Source organism: Pseudomonas paraeruginosa PA7 (assembly GCF_000017205.1).
GTDB classification, from domain to species: Bacteria; Pseudomonadota; Gammaproteobacteria; order Pseudomonadales; family Pseudomonadaceae; genus Pseudomonas; species Pseudomonas paraeruginosa.
In genome coordinates this window covers 53,221-68,191 of the sequence record NC_009656.1, presented here as the reverse complement: position 1 = coordinate 68,191, position 14,971 = coordinate 53,221, and the positions used below count along the sequence as shown (strand labels likewise).

18 protein-coding genes are annotated in these 14,971 nt (G+C 62.8%); 7 read left to right on the top strand and 11 right to left on the bottom strand.

Features of this window, described 5'->3' with window-relative positions; genetic code table 11:
• Window positions 1-53 precede the first annotated feature (53 nt).
• Both PSPA7_RS00275 and PSPA7_RS00270 read right to left on the bottom strand, forming a co-directional pair.
• A complete protein-coding gene (locus PSPA7_RS00275) occupies window positions 54-755 on the bottom strand; it encodes a DsbA family protein (RefSeq protein ID WP_011979080.1) in 702 nt (233 codons plus the stop codon).
• Window positions 756-817: 62 nt separating this feature from the next.
• Complete coding sequence (locus PSPA7_RS00270) at window positions 818-1,705, bottom strand: MBL fold metallo-hydrolase (protein WP_011979079.1); 888 nt, start codon at window positions 1,703-1,705, stop codon at window positions 818-820.
• 107 nt (window positions 1,706-1,812) lie between these two features.
• Here PSPA7_RS00270 and osaR point away from each other — a divergent pair, with 107 nt between their 5' ends.
• The 6 genes from osaR (at window position 1,813) to PSPA7_RS00240 (ending at window position 7,561) form a co-directional block, all read left to right on the top strand.
• Window positions 1,813-2,733, top strand: coding sequence for an oxidative stress response transcriptional regulator OsaR (gene osaR / locus PSPA7_RS00265; protein ID WP_011979078.1), 921 nt, complete (start codon window positions 1,813-1,815; stop codon window positions 2,731-2,733).
• A 65-nt stretch (window positions 2,734-2,798) separates the two neighbouring features.
• On the top strand, window positions 2,799-3,305 hold the full coding sequence (locus PSPA7_RS00260) for a DUF1993 domain-containing protein (protein WP_011979077.1): 507 nt from the start codon (window positions 2,799-2,801) through the stop codon (window positions 3,303-3,305).
• A gap of 38 nt (window positions 3,306-3,343) precedes the next feature.
• The gene (locus PSPA7_RS00255; RefSeq protein ID WP_011979076.1) at window positions 3,344-3,892 is read left to right on the top strand and encodes an RNA 2'-phosphotransferase; all 549 of its coding nucleotides are present in this window, start codon (window positions 3,344-3,346) and stop codon (window positions 3,890-3,892) included.
• A 252-nt stretch (window positions 3,893-4,144) separates the two neighbouring features.
• Window positions 4,145-4,573, top strand: coding sequence for a cupin domain-containing protein (locus PSPA7_RS00250; RefSeq protein ID WP_011979075.1), 429 nt, complete (start codon window positions 4,145-4,147; stop codon window positions 4,571-4,573).
• Window positions 4,574-5,107: 534 nt separating this feature from the next.
• Window positions 5,108-6,769 (top strand): PA0049 C-terminal domain-containing protein, encoded by a 1,662-nt coding sequence (locus PSPA7_RS00245; RefSeq protein ID WP_011979074.1) that lies wholly within the window; start codon window positions 5,108-5,110, stop codon window positions 6,767-6,769.
• Window positions 6,770-7,144: 375 nt separating this feature from the next.
• Window positions 7,145-7,561 (top strand): helix-turn-helix domain-containing protein, encoded by a 417-nt coding sequence (locus PSPA7_RS00240; RefSeq protein WP_003154016.1) that lies wholly within the window; start codon window positions 7,145-7,147, stop codon window positions 7,559-7,561.
• A gap of 14 nt (window positions 7,562-7,575) precedes the next feature.
• Here PSPA7_RS00240 and PSPA7_RS00235 read toward each other — a convergent pair whose 3' ends face one another.
• Genes PSPA7_RS00235 through PSPA7_RS00225 form a run of 3 tightly spaced genes read right to left on the bottom strand, consistent with a single transcriptional unit; the run spans window position 7,576 to window position 9,308 of the window.
• Window positions 7,576-8,241 carry a DUF799 domain-containing protein gene (locus tag PSPA7_RS00235; RefSeq protein WP_003154014.1) on the bottom strand — a complete coding sequence of 222 codons (666 nt, stop codon included), beginning with the start codon at window positions 8,239-8,241 and terminating at the stop codon, window positions 7,576-7,578.
• On the bottom strand, window positions 8,238-8,591 hold the full coding sequence (locus tag PSPA7_RS00230; protein WP_011979073.1) for a DUF4810 domain-containing protein: 354 nt from the start codon (window positions 8,589-8,591) through the stop codon (window positions 8,238-8,240). The genes PSPA7_RS00235 and PSPA7_RS00230 overlap by 4 nt, the downstream gene beginning before the upstream one ends.
• Window positions 8,592-8,621: 30 nt before the next feature.
• Window positions 8,622-9,308 carry a CsgG/HfaB family protein gene (locus tag PSPA7_RS00225; protein WP_011979072.1) on the bottom strand — a complete coding sequence of 229 codons (687 nt, stop codon included), beginning with the start codon at window positions 9,306-9,308 and terminating at the stop codon, window positions 8,622-8,624.
• Between the two features lie 482 nt (window positions 9,309-9,790).
• Between PSPA7_RS00225 and PSPA7_RS00220 the strand changes: the two genes are divergently transcribed.
• Window positions 9,791-11,044, top strand: coding sequence for an MgtC/SapB family protein (locus tag PSPA7_RS00220; RefSeq protein WP_003154008.1), 1,254 nt, complete (start codon window positions 9,791-9,793; stop codon window positions 11,042-11,044).
• Between the two features lie 446 nt (window positions 11,045-11,490).
• Here the strand turns inward: PSPA7_RS00220 and PSPA7_RS30535 are convergent, their stop codons facing one another.
• The 6 genes from PSPA7_RS30535 to PSPA7_RS32310 form a co-directional block, all read right to left on the bottom strand.
• On the bottom strand, window positions 11,491-11,808 hold the full coding sequence (locus PSPA7_RS30535) for a MafI2 family immunity protein (RefSeq protein ID WP_071535402.1): 318 nt from the start codon (window positions 11,806-11,808) through the stop codon (window positions 11,491-11,493).
• Window positions 11,809-11,930: 122 nt separating this feature from the next.
• Window positions 11,931-12,623, bottom strand: coding sequence for a transposase (locus tag PSPA7_RS00215; RefSeq protein WP_041025265.1), 693 nt, complete (start codon window positions 12,621-12,623; stop codon window positions 11,931-11,933).
• Window positions 12,624-13,116: 493 nt separating this feature from the next.
• Window positions 13,117-13,329, bottom strand: a complete 213-nt coding sequence (locus PSPA7_RS31880) for a hypothetical protein (RefSeq protein WP_123809540.1) — start codon at window positions 13,327-13,329, stop codon at window positions 13,117-13,119.
• A gap of 2 nt (window positions 13,330-13,331) precedes the next feature.
• The gene (locus PSPA7_RS33125; RefSeq protein WP_501037564.1) at window positions 13,332-13,619 is read right to left on the bottom strand and encodes a tRNase toxin domain-containing protein; all 288 of its coding nucleotides are present in this window, start codon (window positions 13,617-13,619) and stop codon (window positions 13,332-13,334) included.
• Between the two features lie 217 nt (window positions 13,620-13,836).
• Window positions 13,837-14,220, bottom strand: a complete 384-nt coding sequence (locus PSPA7_RS30525) for a CDI toxin immunity protein (protein ID WP_011979071.1) — start codon at window positions 14,218-14,220, stop codon at window positions 13,837-13,839.
• 214 nt (window positions 14,221-14,434) lie between these two features.
• Window positions 14,435-14,968, bottom strand: coding sequence for a hypothetical protein (locus PSPA7_RS32310; RefSeq protein WP_187152829.1), 534 nt, complete (start codon window positions 14,966-14,968; stop codon window positions 14,435-14,437).
• Window positions 14,969-14,971: the final 3 nt, after the last annotated feature.

Sequence of the window (14,971 nt, the reverse complement as noted above, 5' to 3'; positions counted from 1 at the left end):
ATGGGAGGACGACGCAGCCGGACAAGTTCAGTCCGCCTGCGCGGCGGCGGGATTCAGGGGCAACCGTCGATGCCGCAGAATGGAGCCGGCACGCCGCTTGTCAGGGTAGAGTTGGCGATGTCCTTTTGCGTCTCGAGGAAAGCCCGCCACTCGTCCGGCTGGCCGAGGTAGCGCCCGGTGTCGAGCACCTGCAGGCGACCATCGCGCTCCAGGGCGAAGGTCGGGAAGCCGGCGGCGCCGAGACGGTTCATCAGCCGCCGACTGTCGGCGAAGTGTACGCGCAGCGGCTCGCCGGAGCAGGCGTCGAACGCCTCGGCGAAACCCTGGCCAAGCCCCAGTTCGGCAGCCAGCCCGAACAGTACCGGACGCTCGGCGATACGCCGGCCCTCGACGTAGTGGGCGCGCTGGATCCGCGCCAGCATCGCCGCGCCGAGGCCGCCGAGCGCTTCGGCGGCAAGCACCGCGGCGGTCGGCGGGGCCGAGTCGAATACCGCGCCGGTGTCGCGCAGCAGACCGTCGAAGTAGTCCTTGCCGAACGGCTGGCCGGTCAGCTGGGCGATCCGCAGGTCGTGGGGCATCACGTAGTGGCGCAGGCCGGCGCCGACCGGCTGGCGGTTGGCATCGGTCATCATGCCGCCGCCATGCAGGCGTACGTCCAGACCTGTCACCTCGCGGGCGGCGGCGAGCAGCGGCGAGGCGCCGTAGCACCAGCCGCAGAGCGGATCGTAGAGGTAATGCAGGGTGAGGTCGTTCATCTCGGTCTCCACGAGACGCCCCGCAGGGGACGCCTCGATCAGCGGCTAGCGGCGGGCGCGGCTCAGGGCCACTGCATCTCGCCCTTGAGCACCTTGGCGCTCAGCTCCAGGCCTTCCTCGCCCGGCAGGTTCGGGTAGCGGCGCTTCATCGCCTCGACCAGCGCGGCGGAATCCCTGGCCTTGGGCAGTTCGGCTTCCAGGGCCTTCAAGTAGTCACGGGTGAAGCGCACGCCGTCCAGGCCCTTCGGCTCCTCGCCGGTGAAATGGCCGGGCACCACGCGCCGCGGCTGCAGCGCCTCGATCCGCTCGAGCATCGCCACCCAGGCCTGGCGCGAGGCCTTGGTCTGGGTATCGGCGGTCCAGACGTGCGAACCGGATTCCACCAGCACGCCACCGACCACCGTCTTCAGCGACGGGATCCACAGCACCGTGCGGTTCGGGCTCGGCCCCTTCAGGTCGACCACCTTCAGGGCATGGCCTTCCAGCTTCAACTGGTCGCCCTTCAGCGGCTCCGGCACCACCAGCGAGGTCGGCGCGTTGTCCTTGAGGATCGGCCCCCAGTAGGCCAGCTTGGCGTCCTTGGTCGCCTGGATGTGCGCGACGGTCTGCGCCGTGGCGAGGATCTTCGCCTCGGGGAAGGCGGCCTTCAGCACGTCGAGGCCGAAGTAGAAGTCCGGGTCGCCGTGGCTGATGTAGATAGTGCTGAGGGGCTTGCCGCTGGCCTGGATACGCTTGACCAGTTGCTCGGCGTCGGCGCGGGAGAACTGCGCGTCGATCAGCATCGCCTCGCGCTGGCCCACCAGCAGTTCCGAGGACACGGCGAAGATCGCCTTCTCGCCGGGGTTGTAGACCTCCAGCCGCAGCGGCTCGGCGCTGGCGGCGAAGACGCCGGCGGCACCCAGCAGGGCGGCGGCGGCGAACAGGGAACGAAGCAATCCATGGCGCGACATGAGCGGTTCTCCAGGCAGTGGGATCAGAGGCTTGCCATGTTAGTTGCTTGAAAGCGCGCAAAAAGCCCCGCGATAATCACAGCTTTGTTGCATGGATCGAGCGAATCATGGACCGCCTGACCGCTACCCGCGTCTTCGTCGAAGTCATCGACAGCGGCAGCCAGACCGCCGCCGCCGAGCGCCTGGACATGTCCCGGGCGATGGTCTCGCGCTACCTCGCCGAGTTGGAGGAATGGGTCGGCGCCCGCCTGCTGCACCGCAGCACCCGCCGCCTGAGCCTGACCGACGCCGGCGCGGAACTGTTGCCGCAGTGTCGCGAGATGCTCGCCGTGGCCGACTCCATGCAGGCCACCGGCCAGACCCGCCGCGACAGCCCGCGCGGCACCCTGCGCATCACCAGCAGCCTGTCCTTCGCCCAGGCCTGGCTGACCCGCGCCGCCGCCGCCTTCGTCGAGCGCTTTCCGGGCACCGCCATCGACCTGCAGGTCAACAGCCAGGTGATCAACCTGGTGGAGGAGCGCATCGACCTGGCCCTGCGCATCACCAACCAACTCGACCCCAACCTGATCGCCCGCCGCCTCGGCGAATGCCGCTCGGTGATCTGCGCCGCGCCGGATTACCTGCGCCGCCACGGCACCCCGCGGCGCCCGGAGGACCTGGCGCTGCACAACTGCCTGACCTACTCCTACTTCGGCCGCAGTCTCTGGCAGTTCGAGCGCGATGGCGAGCCGACCAGCGTGCCGGTGGGCGGCAGCCTCAGCGCCAACGAATCCACCGTGCTGCTGGAGGCCGCCGCCGCCGGTGCCGGGATTAGCCAGCAGCCGCTGTACTCGGCAGCCCCGCTGATCCGTAGCGGACGCCTGGTGGCGCTGCTGCCGGAATGGTCGCCACAGGTGCTCGGCATCCACGCCGTGTATGCCTCGCGCCGGCAGATGCCACCGGCGCTGCGGGCGCTGCTGGACTTCCTGGTCGAGCGGATGGCCGCCGATCCGCACTGGGACGAGGCGGGCCCGCTGGCGCTGGCGTGAAAGCCGGGTAGACTGCTGGACGCGCCGCCTTCGGCGCACCTTTATCCCCTGTCTGGAGCACGTCCATGTCCCTGTCGATCTACCAGGCTTCGATCCCGACCTTCCTGCGCACCCTCGGCAACCTCTCGGCGATCCTGAAGAAAGCCGCCGCCCACGCCGAAGCGAAGAACATCGATCCGCGCATTTTCATCGACGCCCGGCTGGCGCCGGACATGTTCCCCCTGGCGCGCCAGGTGCAGATCGCCAGCGACGCCGCCAAGGGTGCCGGCGCCCGACTGGCCGGGCTGGAAGTGCCGAGCTACGCGGATACGGAAACCACCTTCGACGAACTCCAGGCACGCATCGCCCGCACCGTCGAGTTCCTCGAGGGCATCCGCGAGGAACAACTGGACGGCGCCGAAGAGCGCAACGTGACCCTCAAGGTGCGCGGCCAGGAGATCAGCTTCAACGGCCGCGACTATCTCTTCGGCTTCGCCCTGCCCAACTTCTTCTTCCACGTCACCACCGCCTACGCCATCCTCCGCCATAACGGCGTCGAACTGGGCAAGATGGATTTCCTCGGCGGCGCCTGAGGTTCCCGCGCCGGGATGGCACGCACCAGGACCATGCAATGGATCGGAAAACCCTCGACGACACCAGCAGGTTCCTCAGCCATGTCCTTCGCCACCAGCCCGAGGCCATCGGCCTGACGCTGGACGGCGAAGGCTGGGCCGACATCGACGCCCTGATCGCCGGCGCGGCGCGGGACGGCCGCGCCCTCGACCGCGCGCTGCTCGGCGCGGTGCTCAGGAGCAACGACAAGCAGCGCTTCGCCTTCTCCGCCGACGGCCAGCGCATCCGCGCCGTGCAAGGCCACTCGCATGCCGCGGTGGCCATCGCCTACGCCCCCGCGGTCCCGCCCGCAGTGCTCTACCACGGCACCGCCCGGCGCTTCCTCGACTCCATCCGCGAGCACGGCCTGGTTCCTGGCAGCCGCCACCACGTCCACCTCTCCGCCCGCCGCGCCACCGCCCTGGAAGTCGGCCGCCGCTACGGCAGCCCGGTGCTGCTGGAAGTCGACGCACGCGACATGCACCTGGCCGGGCACCTATTCCACCAGGCGGAGAACGGCGTCTGGCTGGCCGGGCAGGTGCCCGTGCGGTTCATCCGCGAGGCTTGAGAAGGCGTCGTTACGGGGGCCTTCTCCGAGGAACCGCAAACGGCCATTCGCCCAACCCACCATCGGGAAACCGTAGGGCGCATAACGCGCAGCGTTATCCGCCGATACGCCGAGGCTCAAGGAGGAGGCCGCCACCTGGCGATGAACCAACCGCCCCTTGATGGCCCGCTGCCGCCTAGCAGAAGCGGCAGTGGAGCGCGCGGCGAAAGCCGGCTTGACTGAAGGGAAATACCGACAAGCGCAGGACGCCCGATGGACCTCCGCCCCAGCCACGTGCATGTGTTCCCACCCAGCCGCGACCTTCCGGCCGAAACCCATCCGCACCGCGAGACCCTGCTGCGCAGCGGCTGCGCCTGGAACGGCTCGCTCTACCTCGGCTATCCCCTCGGCCAGCCGCAGCTCACCGTGCAGCGCCTGAGCCTGGCCGCCCACGAACGCCTGGATTGGCAGGTCCATCCGATGCCCAGCGCGCTCTACGTGCTCAAGGGCGAACTGCGCCTGGAGACCCGCGACGGCGCGCAGAGCACCCGGGTGCTGGAAGGCGAGGCGGCGGGCTGCCTGATGAATATCATCCATCGCCTGGTCGCCGGTGCCGAGCCGGTGGAGGCGTTGCTGTTCCATGCGGGAGTGGAGGGCATGCCGGTCGGGCTCGGCGACCGCGGCGAAACGCCCGCCGGTTGAAGGCCCTGGCGAGCCGCCCGGCATGCCCGGAGCAGACAGGCGGACTACCGCAAGGGCATGCGCAGGTCGACGGCCCTTGCCAGCGAAGACCAGCGCGGTCGACGCACGCGCCATGGTGGGTTGCCGCAACGCCGGCGAAAACACCGGGGCAGGGCGCTTCGGCACCGGTCCGCCATCAACTTTTCCTATCCCCGGCGGCCACATAAATTCGTTGGACGCCCCGCGCCGGCGCCTCCAAGAATGCCGCACGGGTGCGAAGTCCGGCCGTGCACCCACCGACGCCCCACAACAGCAAGAACAACGATCGGTGCATCCATGGCAAAGGAACTGACGTCCCCCGGCGCTTCCGCCACTCCACGCAATCCGCTTTCCGCGCGTAGCCGCCCCGCAGCGACGCGCTCCCCCTAGCCGTTCCCCAACCGCAAGCGTTCCACCGGGTCACGCGTTTCGTCCGCGCCGGCGGACGCCGCTCGCCCGCGTTTCGCCCACCGCACCGATCGACCCATGTACCGGACAAGAACAGGAGTCCAACCGATGCGCTACGCCCGTTTCGCAAGCCGACACTCCCTCCTCGCCCTGGCCGTCGCGGCGGCCCTGCTGCCCGGCGCCAGCTGGGCCGCCAGCGGCGAGCGCGCCGCCGCCCGCAAGCCACCCAGCGCCGCCTGCGCCTGGAACCGCGACGTGCCGCTCTCCTACGAGGAACGCCGGCTCGACACGCCACTGCCGTTCAGCGGCGCCAACGTCGTCACCCATGACCAGACGCCGCTGGCCGAGCGCATCGTCAAGGGCGCCGGCTTCGACGGCTTCGAACCGGCCTTCGCCAGACGCCTGTGCGCCGACAATGGCCGCACTCCTGTCACCAGCTACGCCAAGGCGCTGAAACTGGTGACCGAAGAGGGCCGCGCGCTGTGGCGCGCCGCCGTCGACCGGGTCCAGGGCCGCCGCGCCATCCCCGCCGGCGCGCTGCCGGCCAGCGACGACCGCATGCTCTACTGGACGCGCACCTACATGACCCGCACCCTGCGCCAGTGGGCACCGTCCTTCCGCCTGAGCCAGGCCCAGGCCCAGGCGCTGCAATGGCGCTTCGAACGCGCCTCGCGCGGGCAACTGGACATCGACCTGCCGCGCCGCTACGCCGCCGACGGCTCGCGCTACCGGCGCATGATCATCAGCGGTTTCGACGTCTTCACCCTGGGCGCTCCCGGCACGCCGAACACCGGCCTGCGCAACGGCAATCCCTCGGGCGCCACCGCCCTGGCGCTGGACGGCCGCGAAATCCGCCTGAGCGACGGCAGCCTGCTGCGCATCGAGGCCTACCTGCTACCGGTCAGCTACGACCCGTTCAACCGCGGCATGCAGGAAGACACCCTCGGCCCCTGGTTCCGCCCCGGCCCGCGGCGGGTCGACGCCTCGATCACCATCAGCCAGGGCGGCGCCAACCAGTTCTGGCTGGAAGCCTGGAACGGCCGCTTCCACGGTTCCTCCGCCGGCAACGACGGCATCGTCTACTGCCCCGCCGACAAGGCGCTGCCCAACTACGTGCTGCCCCTGGGCAGCGTGACCAACCCTGGCAGCGCGCCGATTTCCCTGCCCGGCTCCGGCTGCAACATCAACCCGCCGCGCCGCTGGCTCGGCTACGACAGCGCCAGCCACTGGCGACGGAACCTGCCGGCGCAGTTCTCCAGGGCCTCGCTGCCGGTCCGCCAGCTGCTCGCCGCCGATACCTGGCGCGGCATCGAGCGACCGCCGGGGGCCACCAGCCAGGCCGCGGAAGGCTTCGACGTCACCTGGCACACCAACTACGCCTTCTTCCCCGACTGCGCCAAGCCGCAAACCGAGAGCGTACCGAGCAACGGGGTGATGAACGCGATGCCCGACCCCGCCCTGGTCCTGCCGCCGAACCGCCGGATCTGCGCACGCAACGGCGGCGGCGGCGACTACCTGTCCAACGAGAGCGCCTATCGCAACACCGTGCTGCGCGACACGTTCGGCCTGGACATCCCCGCCGGCCATATCCATGTCCCGGTAATGAACAACTACTACACCGGCTCACCGGCGAGCGGCGGCAGCGCACGCAACGACAACGCCATCAGCGACGCCCGCTACGAGGCCTACCGCAGCGCCATCGTGGCGCAGACCCGGGCGCTGCTGGTGGGCGTCGGCAACGCCCTGGCGCAGGGCGCGAAAGCGGACTAACCGACGCCAGGTGGAAGGCTCCGCGCCACGCGCCGGCGCCTTCCCGCCGCCAGCCCGGAGGCCAGGACCTTCCCCCGCCAGTCCAGCACGGCAGGTCAGAGAAGAGCGCCGGAAAAAGCGAGGCCGCGTCCACCGCCTGAGACCCGGCCGGCATCCGGTCGCGCCGCGCACAAGCGCAGCTGCCGCGACCCGCACGAGCGACGCGAGTCTGTACTGGAGCAAGGAAACCCCGGACGCGCGACACGGCGCTTTCCCAGGCCCGCATCGGAACGGTAGGGCAGAAGCCCGAATCGCCACGCCGGATGATGGAGACAACCGCCAACGCTCGCACCACCTCGACGCTGGCACGACTTGCCCTGACCCGGAGAGATATCCATGAGCTTCTCGCAGAACGTCCTGCGCCTGCGCCGGCAGAACGCCCTGACCCAACGGCAGATGGCCGAGCGGCTGGGCGTCACCCTGAGCCAGTTCCGCCACTTCGAGACCAAAGGCGGGCAGCCGTCGCTGGCGGTACTGAAAACCTTCGCCGGACGCTTCGGGGTGTCCCTCGACTGGCTGATCTGCGACCGCGGCGAACGGCGGGCGCTGCAGGCAGACCTGCAATTGCAGTTCGAGGCCATCGGCCGTCTGCGGCTGGACGAGCGGCGCGCCATCCGCGCGCTGCTCGACGAGCTGATCCGCCAGTACATGGCCAAGCGCAACCTGCCAGCGAAGCCCCGGCCAGCGCCCGGGGCGCCGCCACCACCGGTGCGTCCGGCGAACCGCGCCGAGGCCACGGACGCGCCGCCGTAGCCTCGGCGCGCGCTTCAGTCGCTGCCGTACTTCGGCGAGCGCGGGCCATACAACAGTCCACCCGGCTGGCCGGCCGAGAGCAGGCGCGCGCTGGTCATCCCGGCGATCGGGTAACCGGCGTCCTCCACCGAACTGTTGATGATCTGCTTGACCGCCGCGGTGATCAGCATGCCCACCAGGCCGCCGTTGTTGCCGCCGTTGTTCTCCTCGCTGGAGGCGGTCGCCGTGCCGGTCCACAGGGTGGTGCCGGAGCGCAGGTCGACCAGCCTGGCGCTGGCGGTGACGATGGTCGCGCTGCTGATCACCATGTAGCGCGTGCCGTAGTCGCTCACCGTGACGTACAGCGCCGCATCGGCGCCATAGATTTCGCGCAGCTTGGCCGGGGACACCTGGTGCACGTCGCCGGCGCTGGTCAGGCCGTTCTGGCGGAAGGTCTCGTCGGCCAGCGCCACCGGCACCACGTAGTAGCCGGCCTCGGCCAGCGGGAAGGTGACCTGCGAGAGCATGCTGTAGGTCGCCTTCACGTCGGGCGACTCGTTCAGCGGCGGCAGGACCAGGATCGAGCGCGGCTTGGCCTGCTTGAACGCCGAGTAGTCGACGCTCTTGGTCGGCGCGCAGCCGCCGAGCAGGGCCAGCAGGGTGAAACCGGCCACCAGGCCGGACAGTCGGGCGAGTTTCAACGGGCACCTCCACGGGCGTTGTTCAGCAGGAAGTCCATGTAGGTGGCCGACTCGGGAAACAGCGCCTTCTCGGTCTTGAACTCGCGGACCATCTGGTCGTCCTTGCCGAGGCTGGAATAGAGCAGCCCCAGCTGGGCGTGATAGCCCGGCGGCACCGCGCCGTTCTTCGCCCGGATCTTCTCGAGGTCGGCTTCCAGCGCCTGCGCCTGGGCCTCCTTGGATTCACCCTTGAAGTATTCATGGACCTGGGCCTGGTAGCCCTCCCACTGGTACAGCGTCTTCGGTCCGCTGCACCCGGCCAGCGCCATGCTCCCCAGCAGCGCCGCCGTCCATGTGATCGTCTTGCTCATGTGTGCCGTGATTCCCTGGTTTCTGGTGGATTATTGGTTCTGTGGCTTCCAGGCGCCGCTATCGACCGCGTTGACCAACTTGTTCACCGCCTCGCGCATGGCCAGGTCGAGGACCTTGCCGTTGAGGGTCGAGTCGTAGCTGGCGGTGCCGCCGAAGCCGATCACCTCGCGGTTGGACAGGGCGTACTCGCCAGCGCCCTGGGTCGAATAGACGACCTCCGAGGTAGAGATGTTGACGATGTTCAGCGCCACCTTGGCGTAGGCGATCTGCGACTTGCCGCGGCCGAGGATGCCGAACAGCTGGCGGTCGCCGACTTCCTTGCGGCCGAACTCGGTGACGTCGCCGGTCACCACGTAGTCGGCACCCTTCAGGCGCTGGGCCTGGCCCTTGATCGCCGCTTCCTGCTGGATCTCGCTCATGTTGTCGCGGTCCAGCACGTTGAAGCGATTGGTCTGCTGCAGGTGGGTGATGAGAATGGTCTTGGCCTGGCCGCCGAGGCGGTCGACGCCATCGGAAAAGATCCCGCGCATGTAGCTGGAGCGGTTGTCGAACTTGCCCACCGCGATCGGCGAACGCACGCCGCTGTAGGGTCGGTTGACGCTCTCGACCTGCTGTACCGGCAACGCGGTGGAGGTCTCGGTGGCGCAGCCCGCCAGGCCGGCCAGGGTGGCGGCGGCGAGGAGCGGCAGTAGTGCTTTCTTGGCGCGATGACTCATGGGGTTCTCCTGGAAAAAACGCTGGCGCCACGGAACGGTTTCCAGCCGTCCCGAGTGCGGAAAAGAGGGCGTGGTGAAAGTCGAGGAAGGCCGGGCGGCATGGCGGCGCGCCAAGGCGAGGGGCGAAATGGGGTGGCCACGATTTCTTTCCTTGAAATACGAATGCGTCGAACAACCGGCGCTCCCGGCCGGCCTTTGGAAATCCGAAAGGGTCGTGCGATGCACGAACCGTATGCGCCATCAATAGGCCATCTCGGTGGGCGGCAAAGTTACCACAGTTGCCCCGGTCGTTTCGTTATGCAGGAAACATATTCGGGGAATTCTGATTGCATCTCGTTCGCTTATACGAAGGAAGCCGGGCCCCCGGGGGAGCGCTACACCTTCGACCGGATGCCCCAGGTTGGAAAACACCGCGGGGTCGTCTGCTGCTATGGTGCCCACAGGCATCTTGCCACCTTCTCTTCCGGCGAATGGAATCGAGCATGACGCTTTCCCTGGAACTGTTGCTGAGCCTGTGCACGGCCCTCGCCATCGGCCTGCTGATCGGCGCGGAGCGCGGCTGGCAGGCGCGCGACCGCGAAGATACGCGGCAGATCGCCGGCATCCGCACCTTCAGCCTGGTCGGCCTGCTCGGCGGCTTCGCCACCCTGCTCGCGGGCGAACTCGGCAGCGCGGTCTGGGTGGCGCTGCTGCTGGCCCTGGCGGCGCTGGTCGTGGCCGGCTACGTGAGCGACGTCAGGCGAGGCGGCGACCAGGGCATGACCACCGAGATCGCCCTGCTGACGACCTTCCTGCTCGGCAGCCTCGCCCTCACCGAGCAGCGCCTGATGGCCGCCGCCGGCGGCATCGTGCTGACCCTGCTGCTGAGCCTCAAGGACAAACTCCACGCCGTGCTGAAGCGCCTGACCGCCGAGGAGCTGTCGGGCACCCTGAAGCTGCTGTTCATCTCCGTGGTCCTGCTGCCGGTGCTGCCCGACCGGGGCTACGGCCCCTGGGCGTTCTTCAACCCTTACCTGACCTGGTGGATGGTGGTGCTGATCGCCGCCCTCGGCTTCTCCGCCTACCTGGCCATCCGCCTGGTCGGCTCGCGCAAGGGCCTGCTGCTGACCGCGGTGCTCGGCGGCCTGGTGTCCTCCACGGTGATGACCCTGACCCTGGCGCGCCTGCGCCAGCGCATGCCCGACGCGCTGCTGGCGTGCGGCCTCCTGGCGACCTCGGCGCTGATGTTCCCGCGCATCCTCGTCGAGATCGGCGCGCTACACCCGGCCTTGCTCAAGGAGCTGGCCCTGCCGTTCGCCGCCACCACCCTCGTCTACCTTGGCGGCACGCTGTTCCACGCCCTGCGCGGCGGCCGCGCCAGCCAGGAGGCGCCCGACGAGCCTGGCCTGCGCAACCCCTTCGAACTGCTCCCGGCCCTGCGCTTCGCCGCCCTGCTCAGCGCGATCCTGCTGCTGGTGGAGGCCGGCCGGCGACTGTTCGGCGATGCCGGCATCTACGCGGTCGCGCTGCTCTCCGGCCTCGCCGACGTCGACGCGATCACCCTGTCCCTGGCCCGCGCAGCGCAGGGCGAACTCGATCCCGGCGTGGCCAGCCGCGGCATCGCCCTCGCCGCCCTGAGCAACAGCCTGGTCAAGGCCGGCCTGGTCGTGCTGGTCGGCGGCAAGCGGCTGGCCCTGCTAACGCTGCCCTTCAGCCTGGCGGGGCTGCTGGTCGGTGCGCTGTTGATCCTGCTGTGAGGCGCCGGGGAAACTCGGACCGCTCCACCAGACCTTTCCGGAGCCATGCTGTGAAGCCCGAGGCTTAAGGAAGAAAAGGGCGAAGAAAAGGGGACAGATTTATTTTTACCACTCTAATTTTCAGCGACTGCGCCCACGCTGAACCACTCAAAGCAAATAACTCGCTAAACCATTCTCCCTTACCTAGGCATCTCGCCCCCTTGACGGAGCCTGCGCTGGAGCCTCCGTGTTCAGAAGTTAGGATAGGGAAAATAAAAATTCTTCCTTTATGTTAATAATTAGAAATAAGTTTATCTACGTACTCTTTACGGTATAAACCCAAATCAGCCTGCTCCATCATAAACTCTCTACTAACGAACTCGCCAAAATCAAAATTTGAATATACAGATTTCGTTTAGGGAAAATAAATCTATCCCCTTTATGCTCACCTGTCGCTTTTGCACCAACTAAATATCAAAAGATTCTCTGCGACGGTATACAACCCTGCCCACCTCCGAAAGTCCCGGAAGGCGTTCATGCCCCACGATCAACTCAGACCTGCATCTCAAACTAGAGCCCTGATATGCCGTATATTGGCAAACAACATCCTCAATCTCCTCAACGTCCTCTTCGCTGCTCTCTTCAAGATAAAATCTCAATACCCACTCATCGCCATCCCATAACAATACAATCATTCTAAAATTGGCAGATATCGCACCTACCAACGCTTGAATGAGCATTAACACTTGAAAATTCCATTCTTCCAACGTTGGCCGGCTACTCATTTGGGACTCCAGTTTGGATTTGTAGGGACAATACTCGGACTCTTTGTGCCCTTGATAATAAATACATGGGTTGCCTGATCAGTTATACCAACACGACAGAAAAGGGGACAGATTTATTTTCCCTACTCTAATCTCGGTCGCCCTTGCCCACGCCGCTCTATTCTCACCCCGGCTACCCGCTCGATCTCGTCCACGAACCGTTGATTGCCCGTCAGTTGTCCACGCTGAACCGCCTCGCGAATCAGCTTCAATTCCTCGGCCGGTATCGCCTCTTTCACGAACGTTACGTATCGCCGATATCGCTCTTCGGCCGTCTGACCTAGCCCAATGAAGCAGGGATCCATATCCAACCAGTTTGGCTCCTTCAACCAATTCGCCCGCAGCCCATAACTTGACCAGGGATAGGCCGCCACATCGTCCACCATCCGCGCCCGAACAGGGTTCAGTTCGATATACCGGCAACACGCCAGCAGGTAGGCATCGCTCTGTACGACACTCGATTTATAGCGACTTTCCCACAACGTTCCGGAACGGCCCTCCAGGCGATTCCGATATCGTGTCGTGCGCGCCGCCAGCGTTTTCATCAGTTGCGCCAAGCCAGACAGCGAATCACCAGGCGCCAAGAGCAGATGGACATGGTTGGTCATCAGGCAAAATGCGTAGACCTTGATACCAAAGGCATCCTTGAGGTCCCGTAGATCGGAGAGGTAACGCTGGTAGTCCTCATCCTCGGCGAATACCACTTGCCGATTGTGTCCCCGCTGGACCACGTGAAGCGGATAATTCGGTAAAACCACTCGCCCTTGCCTAGGCATCGCGGAGCCTCCTTACGGCGTCTGCACTGGAGCCTCCCTGCTTAGAAAATTAGAGTAGGGAAAATAAATATGTCCCCTTTATGCATGCCTTTATGCATGACTTAGATAGTTCCTCACGAAAAAATTGTTCCGCGTCGTTATTAAGTTACCAAACCTGTCAGTAAGAACAGTCATGGTAGAGGTAGGCTGACCACTGAATTTATCAATACCAATAGGCCGACTGAGATTCACTTCTCGAATATATCGAATACCTTGCGCACTTTCTAACGTGCGCGTTATAGGCGCACTCACCACCTCTTTACTTTGTAGCAAAGTACGAAGCTCAGCTTTTCCTATAGTGAATTGGCTTGCATTCACCTCTGAATTTAAGTGACGAATTACAACGTGCTCCCAAGCCGAACTTTTGTCACCGGTCATTAAGTTAACGCGTGACTGAACACGCCCAGGAACTTGAATAGCCGCTTCAGCAGCAGTCCCAGTTCCTTTTTCACCATTAAACTAAACGTCTCTTCGCCTCAGAAAGAGCAGCCATCCAGCATTCGAAGTCAAGCGACCAAGGCTGTTGGTTGGGAGAAGGATAGAGCTCTAATACGAAACGCCCATCTGGAGCACGCTGTATCTCGGCCACCATTTCGTCCTCCTGCCAAATTTCCGCAACCAAATCATCGCGATCCGGCACACTTGCTAATTCAACTTTTAGGCTCATTTTCAAGGTTCCAAGAATCCAATGAATTTACCATCAGAACCATAGCGAAGACCGCGCCCATCAGGTGCCCGAACTTCAGTTACTTCACCAAATCTCGCATAATGGCGAGTAGTCATAGTGCTACCCGGAGTCGTTAGGATATCGTCAACTACGTGCTGGCCCTGCTGATTAATTGAAAGAGGATTACCTTTCGCTGCTGGGAAAGCGCTTCCTTCGCGCCCCCCATGCTTTTGAAGTGCACGACCCGCAGCAGTCAATCCGCCGAAAGGGGACAGATTTATTTTTACCACTCTAATTTCAGCAACTGCGCCCACGCTGAACCACACAAAGCAACTCGCTAAACCATGCGCCCTTACCTAGGCATCGCGAAGTCCCCTTACGGCGTCTGCGCTGGAGCCTCCTTGCTTAGAAAATTAGAGTAGGGAAAATAAATCTGCCCCCTTTATTCTTTTTATTCTTATTAGCTGAGTATAAAGTAGAATCCTGCCACTGAGAGCGGGATTTGTTTTACGGATTAATGGCCTTTATACCTAACCGGAACATTTCAGTAGGAAATAAAGTTTCAAGTATCATATTGTTATTAAAAATAAATAATTTTGGCGATAAGGCTATAACGTCATAAATATTTTCAGCTATTAATTTCAGATTTGTTCTAAAGATGGGAATGTTTACATCATCTGCAAAAACGAATACGTCAGCATTTTTTATAGAGTTTACATCCAATAGAGCATCAATATTTTCATAGTCTGAGTACTCCATTTCTGACCACAGAATGTTTCCTTTCTCAAGGGGGTATTTATACAAAATATCAATGGCATCCTGCTGAGCTTGCCCCTCAACTATATTGAAATCAGCTCTCAGCGCCTCTTTACACTCTTCAAATAAAGTCATTTTCCTACCTGTTTCGTAAAAAAGTGGTCAGATTTATTTTCTCTACTCTAATTTCAGAAACTGCGCCACGCAGAAACACTCAAAGCAAATAACTCGCTAAACCATTCTCCCTTACCTAGGCATCTCGCCCCTTGACGGAGCCTGCGCTGGAGCCTGCGCTGGAGCCTCCGTGTTCAGAAGTTAGGATAGGGAAAATAAAAATTCTTCCTTTATGTTAATAATTAGAAATAAGTTTATCTACGTACTCTTTACGGTATAAACCCAAATCAGCCTGCTCCATCATAAAATCTCTACTAACGAACTCGCCAAAATCAAAATTTGAATATACAGATTTCGTTTCATCCAACATAACCAAAACCCCTATCTCTTCTAAAACCTCTTCATACAGAACCCATGAGACCATATCTGAAAAAGCTACTATTCTACCTACCTCTCCAACTAAAACATGCTCTTCATATAAAGAGCACAGCCTATTCTCTATCTCAGTAAAATTAACTTCAAGCAGATCAACTTCATAAACCGAGGAGATCTCAAATTTATTTTTTTGGGCTACCAAAAAGCAGAAAAATATTTTTTTCGCACCACTATTAACGCTAACAAAAAATAACAATTTTAAAATACTCAAACTATATAGAGCCGATCTCTCAACAAAAAATGTCATCCCTTTCTTTACCTTAACAACATTATCTGGAAGCTTCTTTGAAAAGTCCACCAAATCATATAAAACATGCTGACAGGAACTATTCATATT